This is a genomic window from Polynucleobacter sp. QLW-P1DATA-2 (assembly GCF_001870365.1).
Taxonomy (GTDB): Bacteria; Pseudomonadota; Gammaproteobacteria; order Burkholderiales; family Burkholderiaceae; genus Polynucleobacter.
The window spans coordinates 427,419-446,726 of the sequence record NZ_LZMQ01000001.1 but is presented as its reverse complement, the minus strand read 5'-3'; the positions used below and the strand labels follow the sequence as shown (position 1 = coordinate 446,726).

Here is a 19,308-nt window from a genome sequence, read left to right as displayed (position 1 = left end):
ACTAGATCAGATGCAAACCAATCTAGAAGCCATGCCTGATGCCATGAAGATCCGAAGATGCACCATTGAGCATACCTTTGGAACCTTAAAGAGTTGGATGGGGGCCCACTCACTTCCTCACCAAAACCAAAGAGCATGTGAGTACAGAAATGAGTCTGCATATCCTGGCTTACAACCTCAAACGGGTCATGAAGATCATGGGCAGTAGCAATCTGATGAAGGCGATGGCGACATAAGGCGAAAGCCTTACTCAATCCGTAATAAACAGGCCTGAGTAACGCCTCTACGAGGCGTTACTAAAAAATCACAAATTACCAAAACAGAATTGTTGGCTCAACCAGAAGCGTTTGATTTAAGGCCAAAACCCGTGTACACGCTTTAAATCTAAATCAATGGAAGTATTTTGGGTTTTTACACAGCCTCGGCCGTAAGCAGGCCTTAAATATTGAATACCACAATCTACAAGTAGTTCATTGCTCCAATGGCAGACCTATATATCTATAGGGGTTGCAGTGGAAGAAGTATGGAGATTGCTTACACACTCAGTGGCACAAATAGAAAAACGACTTAGGAATTTCTCCCTAAGTCGTTGATTTCATTGGTGGGCCCACCAGGACTTGAACCTGGGACCAAAGGATTATGAGAGCAGACATCCAAAGAAAACCACTAGGATTTCAAGAGGTTACAGCGCCTGTTTATCGGTGTGTGAGCTTTTGTGTGACTAGATTAATAAGATCACAGCAAACACTATCTCACTCTTTGGTTTTCGAAACCACAGGAATTTTGGAACAACCATTTCACACTTCGTTGCTCCAAACTGTTTTTACTTATGGTTGGTGAGCGTTATAGACCCAAAGCAGATATCTACGAATTATGGTTATTGAATATGCGATATTTAGCTAGAAGTAATTTTTTATGATTTGATATTTACAGCCCTTACGGCCGTCCCAACCACTATTCAACCAACCAGATTCTTGCTCGGAAAACAAAAGGCATTTACAACTAATTTATCTCTAACCTTGCCACCGCTTAGCATATTTCCTACAAGGCCTCTCACTCTTTCAATCCAATCTCATTAAGATATAGACTAAAAGTTGTATTGACATAGCGATTTCGATATTCCACGATGTCATTCCCATAGGTATAGGCATAGCGACTAATTTGTAAAACGGGCTCATTCTTCTTGAGCTCCAATTCTTGCATGACAAATCCCGGAGTTTTAATCGCTTCAACCTGCTCATGAATTCTGACAATGGTCATCATAAATTGTGATTGATAGAGTGAATAGATGGATCCACTTCTGGTTTCAAAACCCTTCTGTGTAAGTTTTGAAAATTTCTTTTGCGGGAGCCAAATGCGGTCATACATAGCGGGATGACCATTGATGATGCGCAAGTTATCAATCATGATCAGTGGATCGCCTTCGCGCACCTTAAGAATAGTTGCTAAAGCACTATCCGCCAATACTTTCTGAAAAGATAGGAGCTTTTGCTCAATGACCATCTCACTATTTTTACGAGCTAAAAAATTAAAGAAAGTGCTGAATTGATTTTGTTGCTCATGGGTGGCAACTGTGGTTCCGATGCGAGCTCGCCTAATGAGTACTTTTTCTGAGACGAGATCTTCCACTGCTTTTCTTACGGTCCCAACGCTTACATCGAACAGCTTAGCCAATTCAGGTTCCGTTGGAATTTTGGTCCCAGGTAACCACTCTCTGGCTCTGAGTTTGGTCAAGATTAGGCTTCTGACAGAGTTATAGAGAGGTTGATCTATGCCGCTACGCTTACTCATAAATGACGATCCTTTGCGCGTTTTAGCCTATTTTACTTGAATTTGGGTCTATCCTTGACATTCATATTAATCATATATATGATTAATATGAATGAATCCAACAACCCAATTATCTATAGCGTCTCGCAACAAGCTTCTAACTACTGCCCAAAGGAAAATGTCATGTCCAATTTAATTAAACACATTGCAATGCGCGTTCTGAATATCGATGAATCTAGAAAGTTTCATGAGACTGTATTTGGATATAAGCATGTCAATACCGTTCTTCGAAAAGGCAAGCATGGCGATCACATTTCTTGCCACATGACTGATGGATATATGGATTTAACTTTAATTCACTATGAAACACAAAATGCAGATGAAGCTGATTTTGCTGGTCCAGCCCCATGTATTCACCACATTGGAATGGAAGTGGAAGATTTGGATGCTTTCATTAAAGAAATCAAGGCAAATGGTGGCGAGATCTTGACTGAGCCAGGACATTTGCCAGTGAAATTTCGCTCACCAGGAGGCCCAGTTGCTGAGGTCGTTCCTATGGAGCGCTGGGAAGCAAAAACACTAAGTGCTGGTGTACATGGAAAGGTATTAGCCTAATCCTTTCATCGTCCGACAAGAGCTCAAAATGAGGCTTATTTCTAAGACTCGTAGATCCTTATTGCAAGTGGGATTTGGCGGTGTTGGTCTGATGCTGGTCGGGCAAAGCGGCGTGCGGGCTAAAGAAGTTTGGCCTACGGGAAAGCCGGTAAAAATTATTATTCCAGCGCAACCTGGGGGTGGCTTAGACCTGATTGCTCGAACAATAGCTGATAAGCTATCTCAAGCAATGGGCACCCCCTTCATTGCAGAAAATATTGGTGGCGGGGGAGGAACCATCGCAAGCCTAACTACTGCGCGCGCTGCTCCTGATGGTCAGACATTCATGATTGTCAATATTAGTACGCACGGCACTAATCCCGCTGTTCGAAATCTTCCGTATGACACGATGAAAGATTTCACGCACATAGGAATGGTAGGCGGCTCTCCCAATGTTTTGGTGGTTGGTCCAGAACTCAGCAAAGTAACATCTCTAGATGCTTTGTTAACTGAGTTAAAGAAGCGAAATAAACCGGCAACTTATGGCTCTGCAGGTCCTGGCACTTCATCTCATCTGCTGGTTGAGCAGTTAAGTGTCGCTACCGGCATTCCATTTTTGCATGTACCTTATCGCGGCATTGGTCCAGCGATGGTTGATGTTATGGCTGGACGAACAGATATCGCCTTTCCGGGGCTGATAGCAGCCTTGCAGTTTATTAAGGCCGACCGCCTAAAGGCTTTGGCTGTTAGCTCTCATGCTCGTATGCCTCAAATACCTACTGTGCCCACCTTTACTGAACTTGGTATGCCAGAGTTTTCTAGTCTACAGTGGTATGGGATTTCTGGGCCTGCAGGCATCCCTGCTTATATTGTCAATACGATGAATGCCCAAATCAATCGTGTTCTTAGAGATCCTCAAGTGGTTGCCAAATTTGAGTCCGAGACATTAACAGTGCTACCCATGACGCCACAGCAATTTACCGCATTCATTGATAAGGACGCGGCTAAATGGAAAAAATTAGTCAAAGATCGCGGTATAGAGGTAGATGGCATTTGATGTCATGGACATTTTGTAGAAATAGTTTCAATACCTGCTTGTTGCCAGCAATGCATATCCCCAAACTTACCCAGACAGGCCCATTAAATTAATTGTGGGTTAGGCCCGGGCGTTGGCACAGAATATGACTATATTGTGAACTTGACGCATGTATGAACCCAGGCACTTTAGAAATAGGTTTTGGAGAAATTTAACCTGCCCAGCATGATTCGAACGTGCGAACTAGATCTTGGGGAAAATAATGTTCGAATTATGCAATAACTTTGGGTACTATCTGGCCCTCTCTTTTGCAGCCTTTAAGGCAGCTTGCTTTCTTTTTATACAAGCAAAGCAACACCATGAGTTAGTGCTCTTGCCACTGCTTCGAGACACTATCTTTTTCATTTGATTCATTGGAGTAAGCGCACGACAGCTTGGATAATCTCAGTCATAAGTCATTTTAATCTACTGAATACCTCCAGAGACAAGCGTTACTTAAAGTAACGCTACAAAAAAATACCAACCCGAAGGTTGGTATTTTCATTTCTGGTGGGCCCACCAGGACTTGAACCTGGGACCAAAGGATTATGAGGACAGAAGGCTAGGATAGAACTCCACAGAATGCGGCCTACGTATAGTCAGTAAGGTTGGCAATTAATAGTGCAGGGAGCAACCACCTCAATTTCCCTTGCACAATCCCACTCTAGCTGAATTAGCTTGCCACTCCTTAAAGCAATCGCCTTGCATATCTAAAGTTAAAGGGGTAGCAAGATCATAGCGCCTTCCAACCACTAAACTCTGCTGATTAATCCAGAATGTATTATTAGCATGCGTAGTAAACATGACCTGATGAGCAGTTTCTTTATTGGGCGCAATGTTTGGAGGATAGTAACCCTCCTCTGGTACTAATGAGTAGACAGCACTTCGTACAAACTCTTTATCCGAATCCTGTCGATAATTAGCCACCAAGGTATAGGCTTGAGAATACTTGGCCATATCAAACCAAATGTTCATGCCGCGATTACTGGCATCAGGCACCAAACCTTTAGGAATATTCACCGGACTGCCATACTGTTTTCCATCATATGCTGTTGGCACCAGAATCAAGTCTGCCCGATTTAATGCATACACCTCGGTCAACTCAGGAATTCGTACTTCATCGTCTAACACAACGGCAACCCTTCCTAACTCATTGGTAGCAAATACTGGAAGATTATTGCCGGCAGTTGCCCAAGACTGCTCTGCATCATTTAAATGGGTCTTACGATAGACGCCAGCCTGTTTTCCATTGAAATCAAACAGAATGGCGGTCTCGTAATATTTTCCATCGCTCACTTCAGGCATGGAGAACAAGAGATAAGTCTTATATTTTTTTGCCATGTCAGAAGCCAGGGCATAGCTTTTGCCATTCAACGGTTCTGCATATTGTTGAATATTAGTTTTATTCAACTTTACATTTCCCAAGAAGGAATTAAAAGGCAATACAGCTAGATTAAATACGTTTTGGTTCTTCTCAATTAATGAATCTACTTTCTTGGCATTTGCTTCAACATTACCATTACTAGGGTCATACTGAACTAAGAGTGCTGAAATCTGATTTTGAGTATTGTTAGCAGCTGGATCGACAGGCGCTTTATAGAGGTTATAGACTTGATATAACTCAGGACGACGATGTTTTAGCCAAAATGCTTTTTGTTCACTCTTTTTATCTGCATCAATCGTTGCATAAATCGTTTCGGGTGGCAGGGGCTTGGTCCATGTGGATACCTTTGATTGGCTAAGTTGCTTGCCATTGTTGTCCCAAATCGTAGAACCCCCAGTGAACTGATCCACTAAACCCATGGCAGGAAAGCTAATCAAACCTGTTTGATTGCTAGCAACCACATTCATTCCTGTCCAACCTGCCAAAACAGCAATATTGGAAATAGTCGAATGATTGCCATTACTCATTTTTTCGAATTTAGGCATCATGTCTGACCCAATCGGCATAGCCAATATGTCAGCTCCGCGCAGACTAGGAATGAGTAATGATTGCAGTCGGCTATCATCAAAACAGATGAGGATGGCTATCTTGCCAATATCAGTATTGAATACTGGAAAGCCGAGATTTCCTGGTGCAGCAGTGTCATAGTCACCTTCGGGTAGCTGATTTTTTCGATACTTTCCAACAAGTCCTTTGGGTCCCACCAAAGCAGCTGAGTTATGAATAACTCCGGTTATCGTATCGCGCTCATACATTCCAACCACCACATAGTTGTTGTATTTGCGTGTCACCCTCTCAAGTGCTGCAGTAGCTCTTCCAGGAATCGTATCTAAATCATTTGGGTTAGTAGGCGAAAATCCAAATCCCGTGACTGAGAATTCCGGCAACACCATTAGTTTTGCGCCATTGACCGAAGCATCAGTAACCGCCTTTACTATCCTCTGAACATTGCCATCCACATCTTTTGGAGTTGGGTTAAATTCAACAGCAGCAACCTTAATTTCTGCTGCATAAATCACGCTTGAAGAAACGACTAAAAATGCGATGAGAAATGCTGTGGTTTTTTTCATGAGCTCTATGTGTTTGATTGGCTTCAAAAACTATAGCAGATGCCAATGAAATTAATTTGGAAATATCACAAAGGCTAAAAAAATACCAACCCGAAGGCTGGTATTTTCATTTCTGGTGGGCCCACCAGGACTTGAACCTGGGACCAAAGGATTCCGGTTTGTGTAATTTTCATTACTCCCTGGACTATGCCTTCATCATATTGATTGCTCAACTTAGATGGGTGCCGTCTAGTCTCTACACCTTCAACAGCACTTTCATACTGAAGCTTGGCTCGGCGTTAGCTTGGATATTTCTACCTTTAGCTTTCTCCGAATTTGACACCATCCCTTATGCAGTTTCCCGACATAAGGCACAACTTTCGCTATGAGTCCTCTGCTCTAACCAACTGAGCTATGGGCCCTAAAACTTTACATTTACTACACACCTTACTGCTGGTGTTTACCACTTCAAAACCACACTAAAACCGCATTTACTACACACCTCGGTTTTTGCTTTGGTGTGTAAGCGGTGTGTAGTGAATTTATACCCTCTAATTCACTACTAACCTCTTGAATCTATTGAGGTCTTTGTTACAAGACCCCTAGGGCTTCTTTCTTATGAGAGCAGATATCCAAAGAAAACCATTAGGATTTCAAGAGCTTACGTCGCTTGGTTATCGGTGTGCGAGTATTTGTGTGACTAGATTAACTAGACTACAAGAAATGCTAGCGCACTCTTTGGTTTTCAAAACCAAAGGATTTTGGAAAAACCATCTAACACTTCGTTGCTCCAAAGTAGTTTTTGGATGAATTTAGTAGGTGTTACTTTAGATAAGGCTTAAGAGGTTCGCCCCACCATAGGCAAACTTTGTGCGCAGAACTTTCCTGGGTGTCTGTATGGGGTTGATTTGGTTGAGTTATTTTGACCCACCCAAGGAGTACATTTGAGTTTGGCGGCCTAGCGAGGATTTGACTGACACAAGGATGACGACTCCTTATGGTGATTGGGGCACCCTATGCATGAAACGTCCTTTTAAAGGACGTTTCATTCCTCCAACACTAAGCGCATCCCCTGCAATATATATCTTGAGTCTGGTGTATTCACATTTCTAAAAGAGGACCTGCAGTACAAAGGCCATGTGTGCCATGATCCGCCACGCCTGACTTTTGCTTCGCCGTCTTTGGGCCCTTGTGGATCAATCGTTGGTGATTCTTGATAATAATTTTCTGCATACCAATCAGAGCACCACTCCCATACGTTACCAATCATGTCATATAGGCCAAATGGGTTAGGAAGAAATCTACCAACAGGCGCCGCAAATTCATAATGACTGTAATGGTCAAGAGCATATTGTTGCCATTGCGACCAAATCCTTGCGGTATCCAAATCAAATACTTTTGCATGTGAGAAAAGTGAACTTGGATTGTCACCAGTAAAGTATCTACTACTCGTTCTAGCTCTACAGGCATATTCCCACTCAGCTTCTGTTGGCAATCGATACCTCTTGTCCTCTTTTTCACTTAACCACCCAGCCATAGCATTAGCGTCATTCCAAGTAATGTTCACTACCGGAAAATCATCCTCTTGAGTAAATCCAGTTTTATCCCACGCATAACAGCTATTGCGGCCTTCAAAAACTTCGTCGTTTATGGTTTTTGTGTTGACATCAAGTGGATTAAATCCATAACCCCCAGTACCATCTCGGATCGATTCAGGCATATATCCTGAATTGACTAAAAATAACTCAAACTGACCAACGGTAACTGGATACTGGCCCATCCAAAATCGCTTGGAAATTATGACCTTATGTAAGGGGCTCTCATCATCAAATGCTGAGAGTCGCGCAGAATCATACTGAGGGAAATCTTTTCTCAGAGAATCCTCCGACTCGTTACTACCCATCAAAAAACTTCCAGCAGGAATACGAGCAAAGCTCATTCCAATATGATTATTTTTCAGTTCAACTGAGTCTATATTCATAATCGACCTCTACGCCCAAAACCAAAATCCTCGTCTGACTTTTTAGCATCGACATCAGCGCCTATGGCCCGCATCGGTTTTTGGCATTGCGGGCACGTAATTCCATCCCACTCATCTAAATACTCGCTAGAGTGACAGACCCTACAAGAGAGATCACCGAGATAGGAACTTGATAGACTCAAAGGATCGGTGACCTTATATTCCGCAACATCCTTACATTGGCGACAAATCATGGGTACGCTTAAATAGCTACCAGTTCTTTCTCTACCAATTGAGCAGATACAGTCAAACTTACAAGAGGGGCAAACAAATCTATATCTAGCGCCCATGAGTTAACCTCCCTGGTAAGTCTTCATGGCTTGAGCCCACTTGTCGTTGGTATAGTGCAATCGCATTTGCCTCTCTTGATTAGCAACACCAATCGTGATTCTTTTATTAACTAGATCGTTATAAACATCATCTACTTTAGAGTTGTAATACTCATAAACTGCCACCAATTCTGGCTTTGGCAGCTCTTTAGCAATTGGACGGCATTGCATAGTTGCTTCCTTGAATTTTTTCAGCTCAACAGCCTGCTCATCGCTGATGAAGTCGGCTGAATTGAATAACTTGTTCGCATTTGGGTTGTTAGTCGAAATAACAATAATGTTGGCATCAACATATTTCGTATCATCTGTTTTATTAACCCCCGCTACACAGGCAGACATTTTTTTCTGAACGGTCTTAACTTGCTCTTGAATCTCAGCCTTGTTCTCTGGTGTTAACTCAGTGCTGGTAGGCTTGTTATTTGCACAGCCTGCCAACACCAAAGTTGAAAGACAAACTACTCTAAAAAAGTTTTTCATAATGTTTTCCAAATAATGGATCGTGTGAATATTTAGTGATAAACGATGTCAGCTCGACGGTTTTCTTCATAAGCCGCTTCGGTTTGTGCTGGATTTTCAGGTTTCTCTTTGCCAAAGCTCACGGCCTCTAATTGAGATTCGCTAACGCCTTGACTCACTAAAGCCCTTTTAATGGCTTCAGATCGTCGTTGCCCAAGTGCCAAGTTATATTCAGCAGTTCCGCGGTCATCGGTATTCCCCTGAATAATTACCGAGGCTTTTTGCTTTTGAAATGCCTTCAAGTAAGAGGCATGCGCTGAAATTGTGGATGCATATTTTGGATCAATAGCATAGCTATCAAACACAAAATAGATTGAACGTTTGCCATAAACACTAGACTTTGGATCGCCAATTGGATCGTAGGTCATGGAGCCACCAGCATTTACAGTGGCGACGCTATTGACATCATCTAATTTGACGCTACTACAGGCAGAAATGAGCCCGATAAGGGAAATGGCGAATAATAATTTGTATAACTTTGACATTGCAGAAATTCCCAAAATATCTGAAAGCAGGTTCAGATAAAAACAATTTCGATGGGGAATAATCAAAGCCCCACCCCCTATAGAAATTAGAGGGTGTGTTTTGGGGGTTTAAATGCAGAGTCTGGGATATTGTCGAAATACAGTCTATCGCCTCGCATGCCGTAAGCAATAACTGACTCAGCTTGAGCTGGTATGAGAATTTGAGTATCACTCACGTTGGCGGTAACATGGTACATCACATACATGGCGCTTACAGGCTGCTTGTCGTCAGTAGAATCTTGTTGGGTCAAGGCATGCTCAGCACCCAAACTCGAACAACTATTAACCTGGAGGTGGGCTCTTTCCACCGCACTCTGAATAAAAATGTTCCCAGCTGCCGCCCTGAATGCGATCAGTAAAAGGCATAAGCCAATAATGAGGGTCTTTTTACTTAAAACCATGTACGCGATTCTATACCCGCAAGGAATATGGATAATGCTTCATATATTACCCTCTCACCTCAATTTTGGATGAAATGAAACCGATTTGGCAATTCTTCAATAAAAATCAAATACCTGTGCCATCTTCCGAACACTGGCGATCTGCAATTGGAGGAGTGATTGGCGGGGCATTTGTGGCCTTTCTCGGTAAATTTATTGGTGAATTTACCCAAGTTAATGATTGGGCTATGGCCTCGCTTGGGGCCAGCGCACTACTTATCTTTGTGCTCCCCTCAAGCCCTATGGCTCAGCCCAAAGCAGTAATAGGTGGCAATTTAGTTGCTGCGATTGTTGGTGTGACATGCGCCAGTTGGATTCCAGATCCTAGAATTGGTGTTCCCGTAGCGATTGGCGTCTCAATACTAGGAATGCTTTTTCTTAACTGCCTCCATGCCCCGGCTGCAGCAACTGCCTTAAGCGCTGTTCTCGGTCATATTATTAGCTACAGATTCGCATTATTTCCAGTTTTTATAGACTCCTTATTGCTAGTCTTAGCAGGTGTTGCCTACAACAGGGCCACTGGAAAGACATACCCACATCAGGTGCCAATCACCACAAAATTATCTGCGGGTGATGACGGAAATAGCAAAGAAATTAATGAAGTCTTAGCAAGGTACAAAGAATTCATCGACATCAATCCAGGGGACTTAGCAAATATTATTCGCGATGTTGAATTACATGCATACCAACGAAAATTAAGATCTATTCTTTGCCCTACTATTATGAGCTCTCCTGCTATCTATGTTGAATTGGCAACGCCTTTGGAAGAAGCCTGGACAAAGCTAAGAAAAAACCATATTAAATTACTACCAGTGGTTGATAAAAATCATCAAGTGGTTGGAATTATCACCTTAGAAGATTTTTTAAAGTATGCCGCAGTTAATTTTGACAAAACTTTTGGACAGCGCCTTATAGGATTAATGCGTCACAGCTTTAACAGGGCATCAGTTAAGCCATCCGGCGCCTACCCAAATGCAGTTCAGCAAATCATGCAAAAAAATATTCAGGTGATTAGCGCAAACTGTAATGCACTTGATTTAGTTGCGATTTTTGAAGGTGCTGGTCATCATCACCTTCCAGTTACTAACGAACATCACGAATTAGTGGGCGTGATAACCCAGGCAGATTTTGTCAGGGCAATTCATGGTTCTATCAAATAAATCATGAATAAATTTAAAGGCTGGTGCTCCAAAATTTATGAGGCGCTCAAGCCGCCGCCGTCTCAGCTCTCTATTGCGCAGCAATTAGTCATTACCTTGGGTAGCACGATTACGATCTGCCTTTTATACCTACTGAATCATTTGTTAGGTAAAGAAAATTTGCTATTGCTAGTACCGTTCGTCGTTAGCGCATTGATGATATTTACAATGCCTACTAAATCTATGACTTCAGCCGGTGTTATTCTTCAATCATATCTTTTATGCTCTCTTATAGGCTTTGCATTTGTATATGTATTTGATTACGCCCAATGGGTTATGATCGCTGCGTTTGCAACTTGCTTTTCCCTAATGCTTCTACTCGAATGCTTGCATCCTCCTGCAATAATCTTACCAATTCTGATTATTAGCGAGAGGCTTAGAGATTACACTTTAGCCTTCAATCCAATTGCTCTGGATGTTCTTGTATTGCTGATCACAACTTATTTATTCAATAAAGTTTTAATGAAATTCCTATTGGTGAAAAAATGATTTACGCTAGATTTCTAGTTACACTAAAGAAAGAATTTCTAAATTGGAAACTATGGGCTGGTCGCTCGATTGTTTTAAGCTATGCAGCTGTCGCAGGCCTCACTATCGTAGGATTTACCAAGTTAGCAGAATTTTCTTTTGATTGGTTTTTAGCACTTCAAGGTCGCAATAGATGGGCTCCATTATTTTGGACTCCAATAGTCACCATAGTCATTGTTTACCTTACCCGAAAATTTGCTCCAGGATCTGCAGGGTCAGGGATTCCTCAAGTGATCGCAGCATTAGACTCTAAATGCAAACCTGAAGATAGAGGCTTATTTGTCTCACTAAAGCTAAGTATCGTTAAAATTTTTCTTACCTCAGCAGGACTTCTAGCTGGCCTATCCCTTGGACGAGAAGGCCCCTCAGTACAGATTGCTGCAGGGATCATGAGAAATGCAAAACGCTGGTTACCCTCTGCAGCCAATATTTCTGAAGCATCTTTGATTATGGCTGGTGGTGCAGCAGGAATTGCTGCAGCCTTTAATACCCCGCTGGGTGGGGTTATGTTTGCCATTGAGGAGCTATCTAAATCTTTAGAACAGCGTAGTAATGGCTTAATGATTGCGTCAATAGTATTAGCTGGTTTAGTGGGCATCTCAATCGATGGAAATTACACATACTTTGGCGTGATACAGCCAGGTGGATTTAGTCTCAACATTATCGTACCCTGCATATTAGTGATTTTAGTAAGTGGCATCCTAGGTGGATTGTTTTCGAAAGTATTGATTATTTCCCTTAGAGTAAACAGAGGTTTACTAGGAAAATTTCGAACAAACTCCCCCTTGATATTTGCTGGAGCATGCGGACTCATTGTGGCGCTCATAGGAATAGCCAGCAATGGTGAGACCTATGGAACTGGCTATTCCCACACACAGTCAATCATTGCGGGATCAGAGAGCACCTCTTATCTATTTGTACCCCTTAAATTCATAGCTACCTGGCTTAGCACCTGGTCTGGAGTGCCTGCTGGAATTTTTGCGCCATCTCTTGCTATTGGTGCGGGAATTGGCAACACCATCTCTACCGCTCTAACTCTGCCTAGCGCTCAAATTCTTATCGCAATTGGAATGGCGGGATTTTTAGCTGCTGTCACGCAAGCACCTATGACTTCTTTCATTATCGTAATGGAGATGGTTGATGGGCATGGATTGGTACTCAGTCTAATGGCAAGTGCACTTGTTGCTGGCGGTATATCAAAAATGATTAGCAGGCCACTCTACCCAAGCCTAGCAAAGATTCAGCTGTTTCGATTGACCAAAGCCTTTCAACCATACCCAGTCACCACAATCCACAAGTAGTTTATTGCTCCAACTGCAGATCTATATGTTTATTGGGGTTACCATGAAAGATATGTGGAGATTGCTTACACACCTAGTGGCGCAGAAAGAAAAACGACTTAGGAATTTCTCCCTAAGTCGTTGATTTCATTGGTGGGCCCACCAGGACTTGAACCTGGGACCAAAGGATTCCGGTTTGTGTAATTTTCATTACTCCCTGGACTATGCCTTCATCATATTGATTGCTCAACTTAGATGGGTGCCGTCTAGTCTCTACACCTTCAACAGCACTTTCATACTGAAGCTTGGCTCGGCGTTAGCTTGGATATTTCTACCTTTAGCTTTCTCCGAATTTGACACCATCCCTTATGCAGTTTCCACGCATAAGGCACAACTTTCGCTATGAGTCCTCTGCTCTAACCAACTGAGCTATGGGCCCTAAAACTTTACATTTACTACACACCTTACTGCTGGTGTTTTTTTACTGCAAAACCACATAAAAACCGCATTTACTACACGCCTCGGTTTTTGCTTCGGTGTGTAAGCGGTGTGTAGTGAATTTATACCCTCTAATTCACTACTAACCTCTTGAATCTATTGAGGTCTTAACTACAAGACCCCTAGGGCTTCTTTCTTATGAGAAGAATAACTCTTATTATGGCTATATAGAATATAGCTTAGACGTTAATTTAGCAAAGTGTAGAAGAGAATGTAGAAGCAGTTTGTGAAATTATTAGATTAATATTTAATAGTTTTAAAGCTGCACTTAAACAGCATCTCTTTCATTGTGTTGCTTTAAATTTTCAGCAATTCATTTAAACGATTTGCACCCATCACATATTTGAATTCGCGTTCGTTAGAGTTGTCTGCGCTTGAATTCCAAAATACATAGCAATACGTTTAAAACGATTTACCGCCTGCTATGAGCTGCTTCTTGCTGGCTTTAGACATACTGCTCTAATAAAGAGCTTTGACTGCTGCCGACCCAAAGCAGCCATAAAAAGAAAAACCACCCGAAGGTGGTTTGAACTTTTGAATGATGGACTTATTATTTTTAACTTGAAAACAGTGGTTGCACAAAAGCAAACCAACCCCCGGTTAAATAAAGCAATAAGCTCAGGCTATAAACGATTAATGAAGCCTTAAGAGTTCTCATACAGGCATCTCTTAATACGGGATCGGTTGGACATGGAGCAAATCTACCGCGCCATTGCATATAACCACTAATAGAGAGCATCACTCCCGCAAAAATAAACACTTCTACCTTGTGCTCACTAATCCATACGATCTTTGGAAAGATAGAGATAAATGTGGATAAAGTAGCACCCGCTCCTAAAGCGACCAATAAGGCTGGTATTGCACAACAGATTAAAGTGCTTGAACTGGCAAAGAGCGTAGCAACGCTGGTAAGGAGATTGCTTTTGGGTGCAATCATTTTTTCAGGAATCATTTGTTGGCCACCAGTTCTGCTTTGAGTTCTGCAACACTTTTAGGTACTGACTCTACTTTGACGATGTCATACCCTGCGTCCTTGACTTCCTCAATTATGGCTTTTTGATCTAAAGCCATACCCTCTTTTGGCTCCACAACAACGGTCTTTTGTTTGAGATCCACATAGACGGCCTTGGTTGATGGCATTTTAGAAATCCGTTTTTCAATGCCTTGAGCACAAAAAGCGCAGACCATGCCATTAACTGTTGCTTTCATGCTAGTCACAGCAAATGCTGGGGATAAAGTGAGGGCTAAGAGCGTTGCTATAAAAATCTTTTTCATTTTGTAATCCTTGTTAGTTCATTTAGTAGACATACATAAAGCTCAGGCGGGGTTGGCCATGAAGGTTCGCCCCTGCCTCTACAAAAATACGGTTATGGATCAGCCGAAGCATAGGCGTGACTTCATACTGGGTTGATACCATCGACATTCTTCTAGCTTCCACGATCAACCATGGTTGGGTCTCATCGTAGTTCGCTTCATAGAAAGAAAAGCCAGCTCTTGCCGAAACTACATTATTGGTAATGCCATCAGCCACATAGATGCGAGCATTAGCTGAAGCATACAAACGAGTAGTCTCATAATCAGCCTGAATGCCAGGGGATACCGTAGCTTTAGTGCCGCTAAAGTAGTTACCTGTAGTCTCACCAACGCCGCCGATAAACCAAATATTGGCTTGTGCTTCTGGCATATTCCAACGCTTAACTAATCGAGTGTAGGTGAGCTCATTATTAAGCTGAGTTTGCGAATAGTTATTCGTTTGCATATAGGTCGAAGTCACACCAATAGCATCTCTAGGAGTCAAGGCGTAGTTGGCTGTTTGCTCTCGAAAGGTTTTACTAAAATCACCCATCGTCATCCAGCTATCCTTAAATCCCATTGGCGCGGCTTGAGCGCTAAGGCTGAGCAAAAGACTGCCTATGAATACAAGCCATACCCTCATGGCGCCTTCTCCAGGGCAACTACTTCTAGCGCCCCATCACTGATTTTGACCTGAAAGCGTACCTGATCACCTGCTTTATAGCCCTTAAGATTTAACTTGGGCGCAGTATCAAAAAGCATAGTCATAGCATCCATATCAATGCTTTGAATCCGCTCATGCTTAAGCACAATACGATGACGCTCAGGCTCTACTTTGACTATTTGCGCTTTGGTCCAATCAGGCGCCGCCCAAGACAGTGAAGTGATGAGAAATAAAATACCAAATACAAATTTTTTCATGTTTCCCCCAAAGGAAAGTTAATTAGATAAACAACTCCATCCAAATTTTGGACGGACTACTGCTAGGGGGATTACAAAATGGGTGGCTTGATGGGTAGAGCTAAGAGTGCGCCATATACGAATAATGGCTCTTGCTGTGCAAATTGATACGAGAGTTGCTTAAAATTCATTGCTATGGATGGCAACGCAAATGCAAATGCCATACACAAGGAGCAGGCATTACAAGTGGGTTTGTCATGTTGCTCAGATTGAGGGTCTTGCTTGCTAGAGCTTTGCATCATCTCGCAATGACTGGCATCGCTATCAGCCATCATTTCCATGGAATGCGTTGGCTGAGCCATACTAAATCCCATACTCTCAGACGCAAAAGAGCGAATGGGTAATAGGACAACTAACAGGATAAGTAGGCAAACGCGAAGCATGTTGTGATTCTAGCTACATTTGGGATATTCTGCTTTTCCCACCAAAAAACCACGAAATACGGTTGGAAATCTTTTAACAGCTGCCATGTCGCTTTAAACGACATGGCATTAGCCTTTGCTAATGGGCTACAAAGCGATAACTGCCACCCCCCATTCTCGAGCCAGTTGCTACCTTGACCGATCCATCCACATATAGTTCTGCTGCATCATTTGGTTCATCATGTTCTGCTGCATACCCATGTATTGATCCATCATGTATTGGCGTTGCTTTAACTGCTCAGGTGTTAATTTAGAGTAATAAGGGCCCATACCATTCCAGCCCATCATTGGACCCATCATGTGTCCACCCATCATGCCGCCGTTACCACCACAACAACCCATCATTCCCGAACCCCACATGCCTTGCATCATATTCATGTTGCCCTGCATTGTGCTCCAGTGAGCCTGCATCAGCTTTTGCCTTTCTTGCGGATCTTGAGTTGCACGGATCTGATCCATCTGCTGTTGCATCTTTTTAAAGTTCTCTTGAATTTGAGCGGCTTGCTTATCAAACTCCGCTACATCAACATTTTTTTGTTGTGTCTGTGAGGCTTTAGTGCCCGCCCCTGCTGTTTGCGCCAAAACGGGCGCACTTAGTAAAACACCTAAACTTAAAATCGCAACCCATCCTAGCTTTTTCATTTTAGTGCTCCTTGAGTTAACTGCTTGATATGAACTAACACCTAGCTTCTTAATAACCGCAATCCATTTGCCACCACTAGCAAGCTCGCACCCATATCCGCAAATACCGCCATCCACATCGTGGCTTGCCCTGTAAAGGTAAGCACAAGGAAGATAGCCTTAATGCCTAGAGCAAGAACAATGTTTTGAGTCAGAATTAGAGCGGTTGATTTGGATAGCCGAATAAAGGTAGCAATCTTGCGTAAATCATCATCCATTAGCGCAACATCAGCAGTCTCTATCGCAGTATCGGTTCCAGCCGCCCCCATCGCAAATCCAATACTTGCTCTTGCTAAAGCAGGGGCATCATTAATGCCATCTCCAACCATGCCTACCTTTACATTGGGATCCTTTTTTAGGCGACTGTCAATTATTTTAAGCTTATCTTCAGGCAATAAATTACCCATAATCTCATCGACACCCACCTGTTTACCTATTGCCTTAGCGGTGTGCTGATTGTCACCAGTGAGCATGATGGTAGTCACGCCTAATTGGTGAAGCTCATCAATAGCCTGCTTGCTTGTTTCTCTAACAGTATCGGCTACCGCAATAATGGCTAAAACCTCTGTTTGGTTGGTAAGCAATACGGCCGTTTTGCCTTGCTGCTCTAATGGTAATAAACGATTCTCAATATCATCAGAGCACAAACCCAATTCTTCAATCAGTCGATGATTGCCAAGGTAATACAAATTACCTTCAATAACGCCTTTGACTCCGCGACCCAGAATCGCCTCAAAGCTATCCACAGTCTTTAAATCATTCTTTTGCTCTTGATTAGCATGGGCAATTGCTAGAGATACGGGATGATCAGATCGTGCCGCAAGACTGATAGCAATTTCGTGAATATACTTGTCATTGCCACTTAATACAAAAAAGTCCGTTTGTGCAGGCTTCCCGTAGGTGAGCGTCCCCGTCTTATCGAGCGCTAAGACCTTCATGCTCCGTCCTGCTTCTAAAAAAGCACCTCCTTTAATTAAGATGCCTTTTCTTGCAGCGGCTGCTAAGCCACTCACAATCGTTACAGGTGTTGAGATCACCAAAGCACAAGGGCAGGCAATCACTAACATGACTAATGCTTTATAGATCCATTCCTGCCATGACTGCGCCATTAACAATGGAGGCAAAACAGCGACTAACACCGCAAGCAAAAAAATAGCTGGCGCATAGATCTTGGCGAATTGATCAACAAAACGCTGGGTGGGCGCACGACTTCCTTGCGCTGCTTCAACTGCATGAATAATTCGAGCTAGCGTTGAATGAGTCGCTTCTGCAGTAACTTTGTATTCGAATGATCCCGTCTGATTGATCGTTCCTGCAAATACCTCATCGCCAACTATCTTATCGACGGGTAGGCTCTCACCCGTGATTGGCGCTTGATTTACTGCCGAGTTACCACTTATTAATATGCCGTCTAAAGCTATTCGCTCTCCAGGACGCACTCGAACTAAAGCACCTAAAGCGATAGCCTTTACATCCGTTAGCACCCAAGAGCCATCGGCTTGCTGAACGGTTGCGGTTTCAGGGGTGAGGTCTAATAAGCCACGAATCGCATTACGAGCACGATCTAATGACTTGGCTTCAATTACTTCAGCTAGAGTAAATAAGAACATCACCATGGCGGCTTCTGGCCAACTTCCAATCGCCATCGCGCCTGTGACTGCAATTGACATTAAGGCATTGATATTGAGATTGCTATTCTTTAATGCAATCCAGCCCTTTTTATAAGTGGTCAGGCCCCCCGAAGCAATTGAGGCGATTACTAGAGTGATGACAATCCACTGATTACCAAGTTGCAGCAATTCCATGATTTCAGCCAAGGTTGCAGTGATACCTGCAACAGCTAATGGCCACCAATTGGTTTTAGGCATAGGCTCAATCGAGCCGCCCTTTGTAGAAGTCTCACCACTTTGTAGCACCGCCTGCATTCCAATTGAACCCAAAGCGGACTCGATAGCGTCAAGTGAGTTGAGATTGTGACCAACCGTGAGCATCCTTTGCATTAAGTTAAAGTCCAGCGACTCAATGCCGCTTACACTCGCTAGCTTTTTGCGAATAAGCGCCTCTTCAGTTGGACAGTCCATATTTTCAATGCGATAGATGGCCTTATTCTTGCTCGGCATCTCAGAAGCCTTTGTCACAGGAGTTGATGCAGAACAACTACAGGAGGTATTGCATTCGCTCATAGCGGAAACCTAAATGATGAAGACATAGAACATTTAACACCCTATAGTAACTATAGAGTCAAGGGATTAGAATAAAAATGTAAAAACTTGGAGGTCAAATGAGAATTGGTGAACTAGCAACAGCCACAGGCATTCAAGTGGAAACTATTCGATTTTATGAGCAAGAGGGTTTGTTAGCAAAACCGGCTCGATCTGAGGGTAACTTCCGAATCTACGGGGATCAGCACCTGCAACGCCTTACATTTATTCGCCACTGCCGCTCGCTAGATATGACCTTAAGTGAAGTTCGTCAATTACTTCGCTTAAAAGATTTACCAGATGAAAACTGTGGTGCAGTAAATGAATTGCTTGATGCTCATATTGAAGGTGTAAGCAATCGAATTAATGAGCTACGCCAACTTGAACGACAATTAAAGCTGCTCAGAAAACAATGTCATGCGAATCAGGACTCAGCACACTGCGGGATCTTAAATAAATTATCGCTACCCGTGAAGTAAAAAAGA

Annotated in this window: 19 protein-coding genes and 1 pseudogene; 7 read left to right on the top strand and 13 right to left on the bottom strand. The window is 42.8% G+C overall.

Annotated features, from left to right (window positions below; genetic code table 11):
- Positions 1-236: pseudogene (locus A9236_RS11220) on the top strand (transposase); the annotation flags it as partial.
- A gap of 817 nt (positions 237-1,053) precedes the next feature.
- On the opposite strand, the gene A9236_RS02175 reads toward A9236_RS11220, so the two are convergent.
- Complete coding sequence (locus A9236_RS02175) at positions 1,054-1,791, bottom strand: GntR family transcriptional regulator (protein WP_071466008.1); 738 nt, start codon at positions 1,789-1,791, stop codon at positions 1,054-1,056.
- A gap of 87 nt (positions 1,792-1,878) precedes the next feature.
- Here A9236_RS02175 and A9236_RS02170 point away from each other — a divergent pair, with 87 nt between their 5' ends.
- Both A9236_RS02170 and A9236_RS02165 read left to right on the top strand, forming a co-directional pair.
- Positions 1,879-2,385, top strand: coding sequence for a VOC family protein (locus A9236_RS02170; protein ID WP_236638658.1), 507 nt, complete (start codon positions 1,879-1,881; stop codon positions 2,383-2,385).
- A gap of 28 nt (positions 2,386-2,413) precedes the next feature.
- On the top strand, positions 2,414-3,421 hold the full coding sequence (locus A9236_RS02165; protein WP_083393523.1) for a tripartite tricarboxylate transporter substrate binding protein: 1,008 nt from the start codon (positions 2,414-2,416) through the stop codon (positions 3,419-3,421).
- 657 nt (positions 3,422-4,078) lie between these two features.
- On the opposite strand, the gene A9236_RS02160 is transcribed toward A9236_RS02165, so the two are convergent.
- The 5 genes from A9236_RS02160 to A9236_RS02130 form a co-directional block, all read right to left on the bottom strand.
- Complete coding sequence (locus A9236_RS02160; RefSeq protein ID WP_071466009.1) at positions 4,079-5,953, bottom strand: carbon-nitrogen hydrolase family protein; 1,875 nt, start codon at positions 5,951-5,953, stop codon at positions 4,079-4,081.
- A gap of 1,024 nt (positions 5,954-6,977) precedes the next feature.
- Positions 6,978-7,913 (bottom strand): formylglycine-generating enzyme family protein, encoded by a 936-nt coding sequence (locus tag A9236_RS02150; protein ID WP_071467728.1) that lies wholly within the window; start codon positions 7,911-7,913, stop codon positions 6,978-6,980.
- Positions 7,914-8,245: 332 nt separating this feature from the next.
- Positions 8,246-8,758: a hypothetical protein gene (locus A9236_RS02140; RefSeq protein WP_071467726.1), complete on the bottom strand. Its 513-nt coding sequence runs from the start codon at positions 8,756-8,758 to the stop codon at positions 8,246-8,248.
- A gap of 32 nt (positions 8,759-8,790) precedes the next feature.
- Positions 8,791-9,282, bottom strand: coding sequence for a peptidoglycan-associated lipoprotein Pal (pal, locus tag A9236_RS02135; RefSeq protein WP_071467725.1), 492 nt, complete (start codon positions 9,280-9,282; stop codon positions 8,791-8,793).
- Positions 9,283-9,368: 86 nt separating this feature from the next.
- Entirely contained in the window at positions 9,369-9,722 is a 354-nt protein-coding gene (locus A9236_RS02130) for a hypothetical protein (RefSeq protein ID WP_071467724.1), read from the bottom strand.
- Positions 9,723-9,838: 116 nt separating this feature from the next.
- Here A9236_RS02130 and A9236_RS02125 point away from each other — a divergent pair, with 116 nt between their 5' ends.
- Genes A9236_RS02125 through A9236_RS02115 form a run of 3 tightly spaced genes read left to right on the top strand, consistent with a single transcriptional unit; the run spans position 9,839 to position 12,789 of the window.
- The gene (locus tag A9236_RS02125; protein ID WP_236638657.1) at positions 9,839-10,921 is read left to right on the top strand and encodes an HPP family protein; all 1,083 of its coding nucleotides are present in this window, start codon (positions 9,839-9,841) and stop codon (positions 10,919-10,921) included.
- 3 nt (positions 10,922-10,924) lie between these two features.
- A complete protein-coding gene (locus tag A9236_RS02120; RefSeq protein ID WP_071467722.1) occupies positions 10,925-11,449 on the top strand; it encodes an HPP family protein in 525 nt (174 codons plus the stop codon).
- Positions 11,446-12,789, top strand: a complete 1,344-nt coding sequence (locus tag A9236_RS02115) for a chloride channel protein (RefSeq protein WP_071467721.1) — start codon at positions 11,446-11,448, stop codon at positions 12,787-12,789. Before A9236_RS02120 ends, A9236_RS02115 begins: the two co-directional genes overlap by 4 nt.
- Before the next feature lie 1,033 nt (positions 12,790-13,822).
- Here A9236_RS02115 and A9236_RS02110 read toward each other — a convergent pair.
- The 7 genes from A9236_RS02110 to A9236_RS02080 all read right to left on the bottom strand — a co-directional run bounded on the left by A9236_RS02110 (position 13,823) and on the right by A9236_RS02080 (position 18,805).
- Positions 13,823-14,218, bottom strand: a complete 396-nt coding sequence (locus tag A9236_RS02110; protein WP_201721399.1) for a hypothetical protein — start codon at positions 14,216-14,218, stop codon at positions 13,823-13,825.
- Complete coding sequence (locus A9236_RS02105) at positions 14,215-14,541, bottom strand: heavy-metal-associated domain-containing protein (protein WP_011903508.1); 327 nt, start codon at positions 14,539-14,541, stop codon at positions 14,215-14,217. The genes A9236_RS02110 and A9236_RS02105 overlap by 4 nt, the downstream gene beginning before the upstream one ends.
- 22 nt (positions 14,542-14,563) lie before the next feature.
- Complete coding sequence (locus A9236_RS02100) at positions 14,564-15,202, bottom strand: hypothetical protein (protein ID WP_011903509.1); 639 nt, start codon at positions 15,200-15,202, stop codon at positions 14,564-14,566.
- Complete coding sequence (locus A9236_RS02095; protein ID WP_011903510.1) at positions 15,199-15,480, bottom strand: copper-binding protein; 282 nt, start codon at positions 15,478-15,480, stop codon at positions 15,199-15,201. The genes A9236_RS02100 and A9236_RS02095 overlap by 4 nt, the downstream gene beginning before the upstream one ends.
- 71 nt (positions 15,481-15,551) lie before the next feature.
- Positions 15,552-15,821, bottom strand: a complete 270-nt coding sequence (locus A9236_RS02090; protein WP_048812151.1) for a hypothetical protein — start codon at positions 15,819-15,821, stop codon at positions 15,552-15,554.
- Between the two features lie 249 nt (positions 15,822-16,070).
- Positions 16,071-16,583: a hypothetical protein gene (locus A9236_RS02085; RefSeq protein ID WP_011903512.1), complete on the bottom strand. Its 513-nt coding sequence runs from the start codon at positions 16,581-16,583 to the stop codon at positions 16,071-16,073.
- 41 nt (positions 16,584-16,624) lie between these two features.
- The gene (locus tag A9236_RS02080; RefSeq protein ID WP_011903513.1) at positions 16,625-18,805 is read right to left on the bottom strand and encodes a heavy metal translocating P-type ATPase; all 2,181 of its coding nucleotides are present in this window, start codon (positions 18,803-18,805) and stop codon (positions 16,625-16,627) included.
- A gap of 98 nt (positions 18,806-18,903) precedes the next feature.
- Here A9236_RS02080 and cadR point away from each other — a divergent pair, with 98 nt between their 5' ends.
- The gene (cadR, locus tag A9236_RS02075; protein ID WP_011903514.1) at positions 18,904-19,302 is read left to right on the top strand and encodes a Cd(II)/Pb(II)-responsive transcriptional regulator; all 399 of its coding nucleotides are present in this window, start codon (positions 18,904-18,906) and stop codon (positions 19,300-19,302) included.
- The last annotated feature ends 6 nt before the right edge of the window (positions 19,303-19,308 follow it).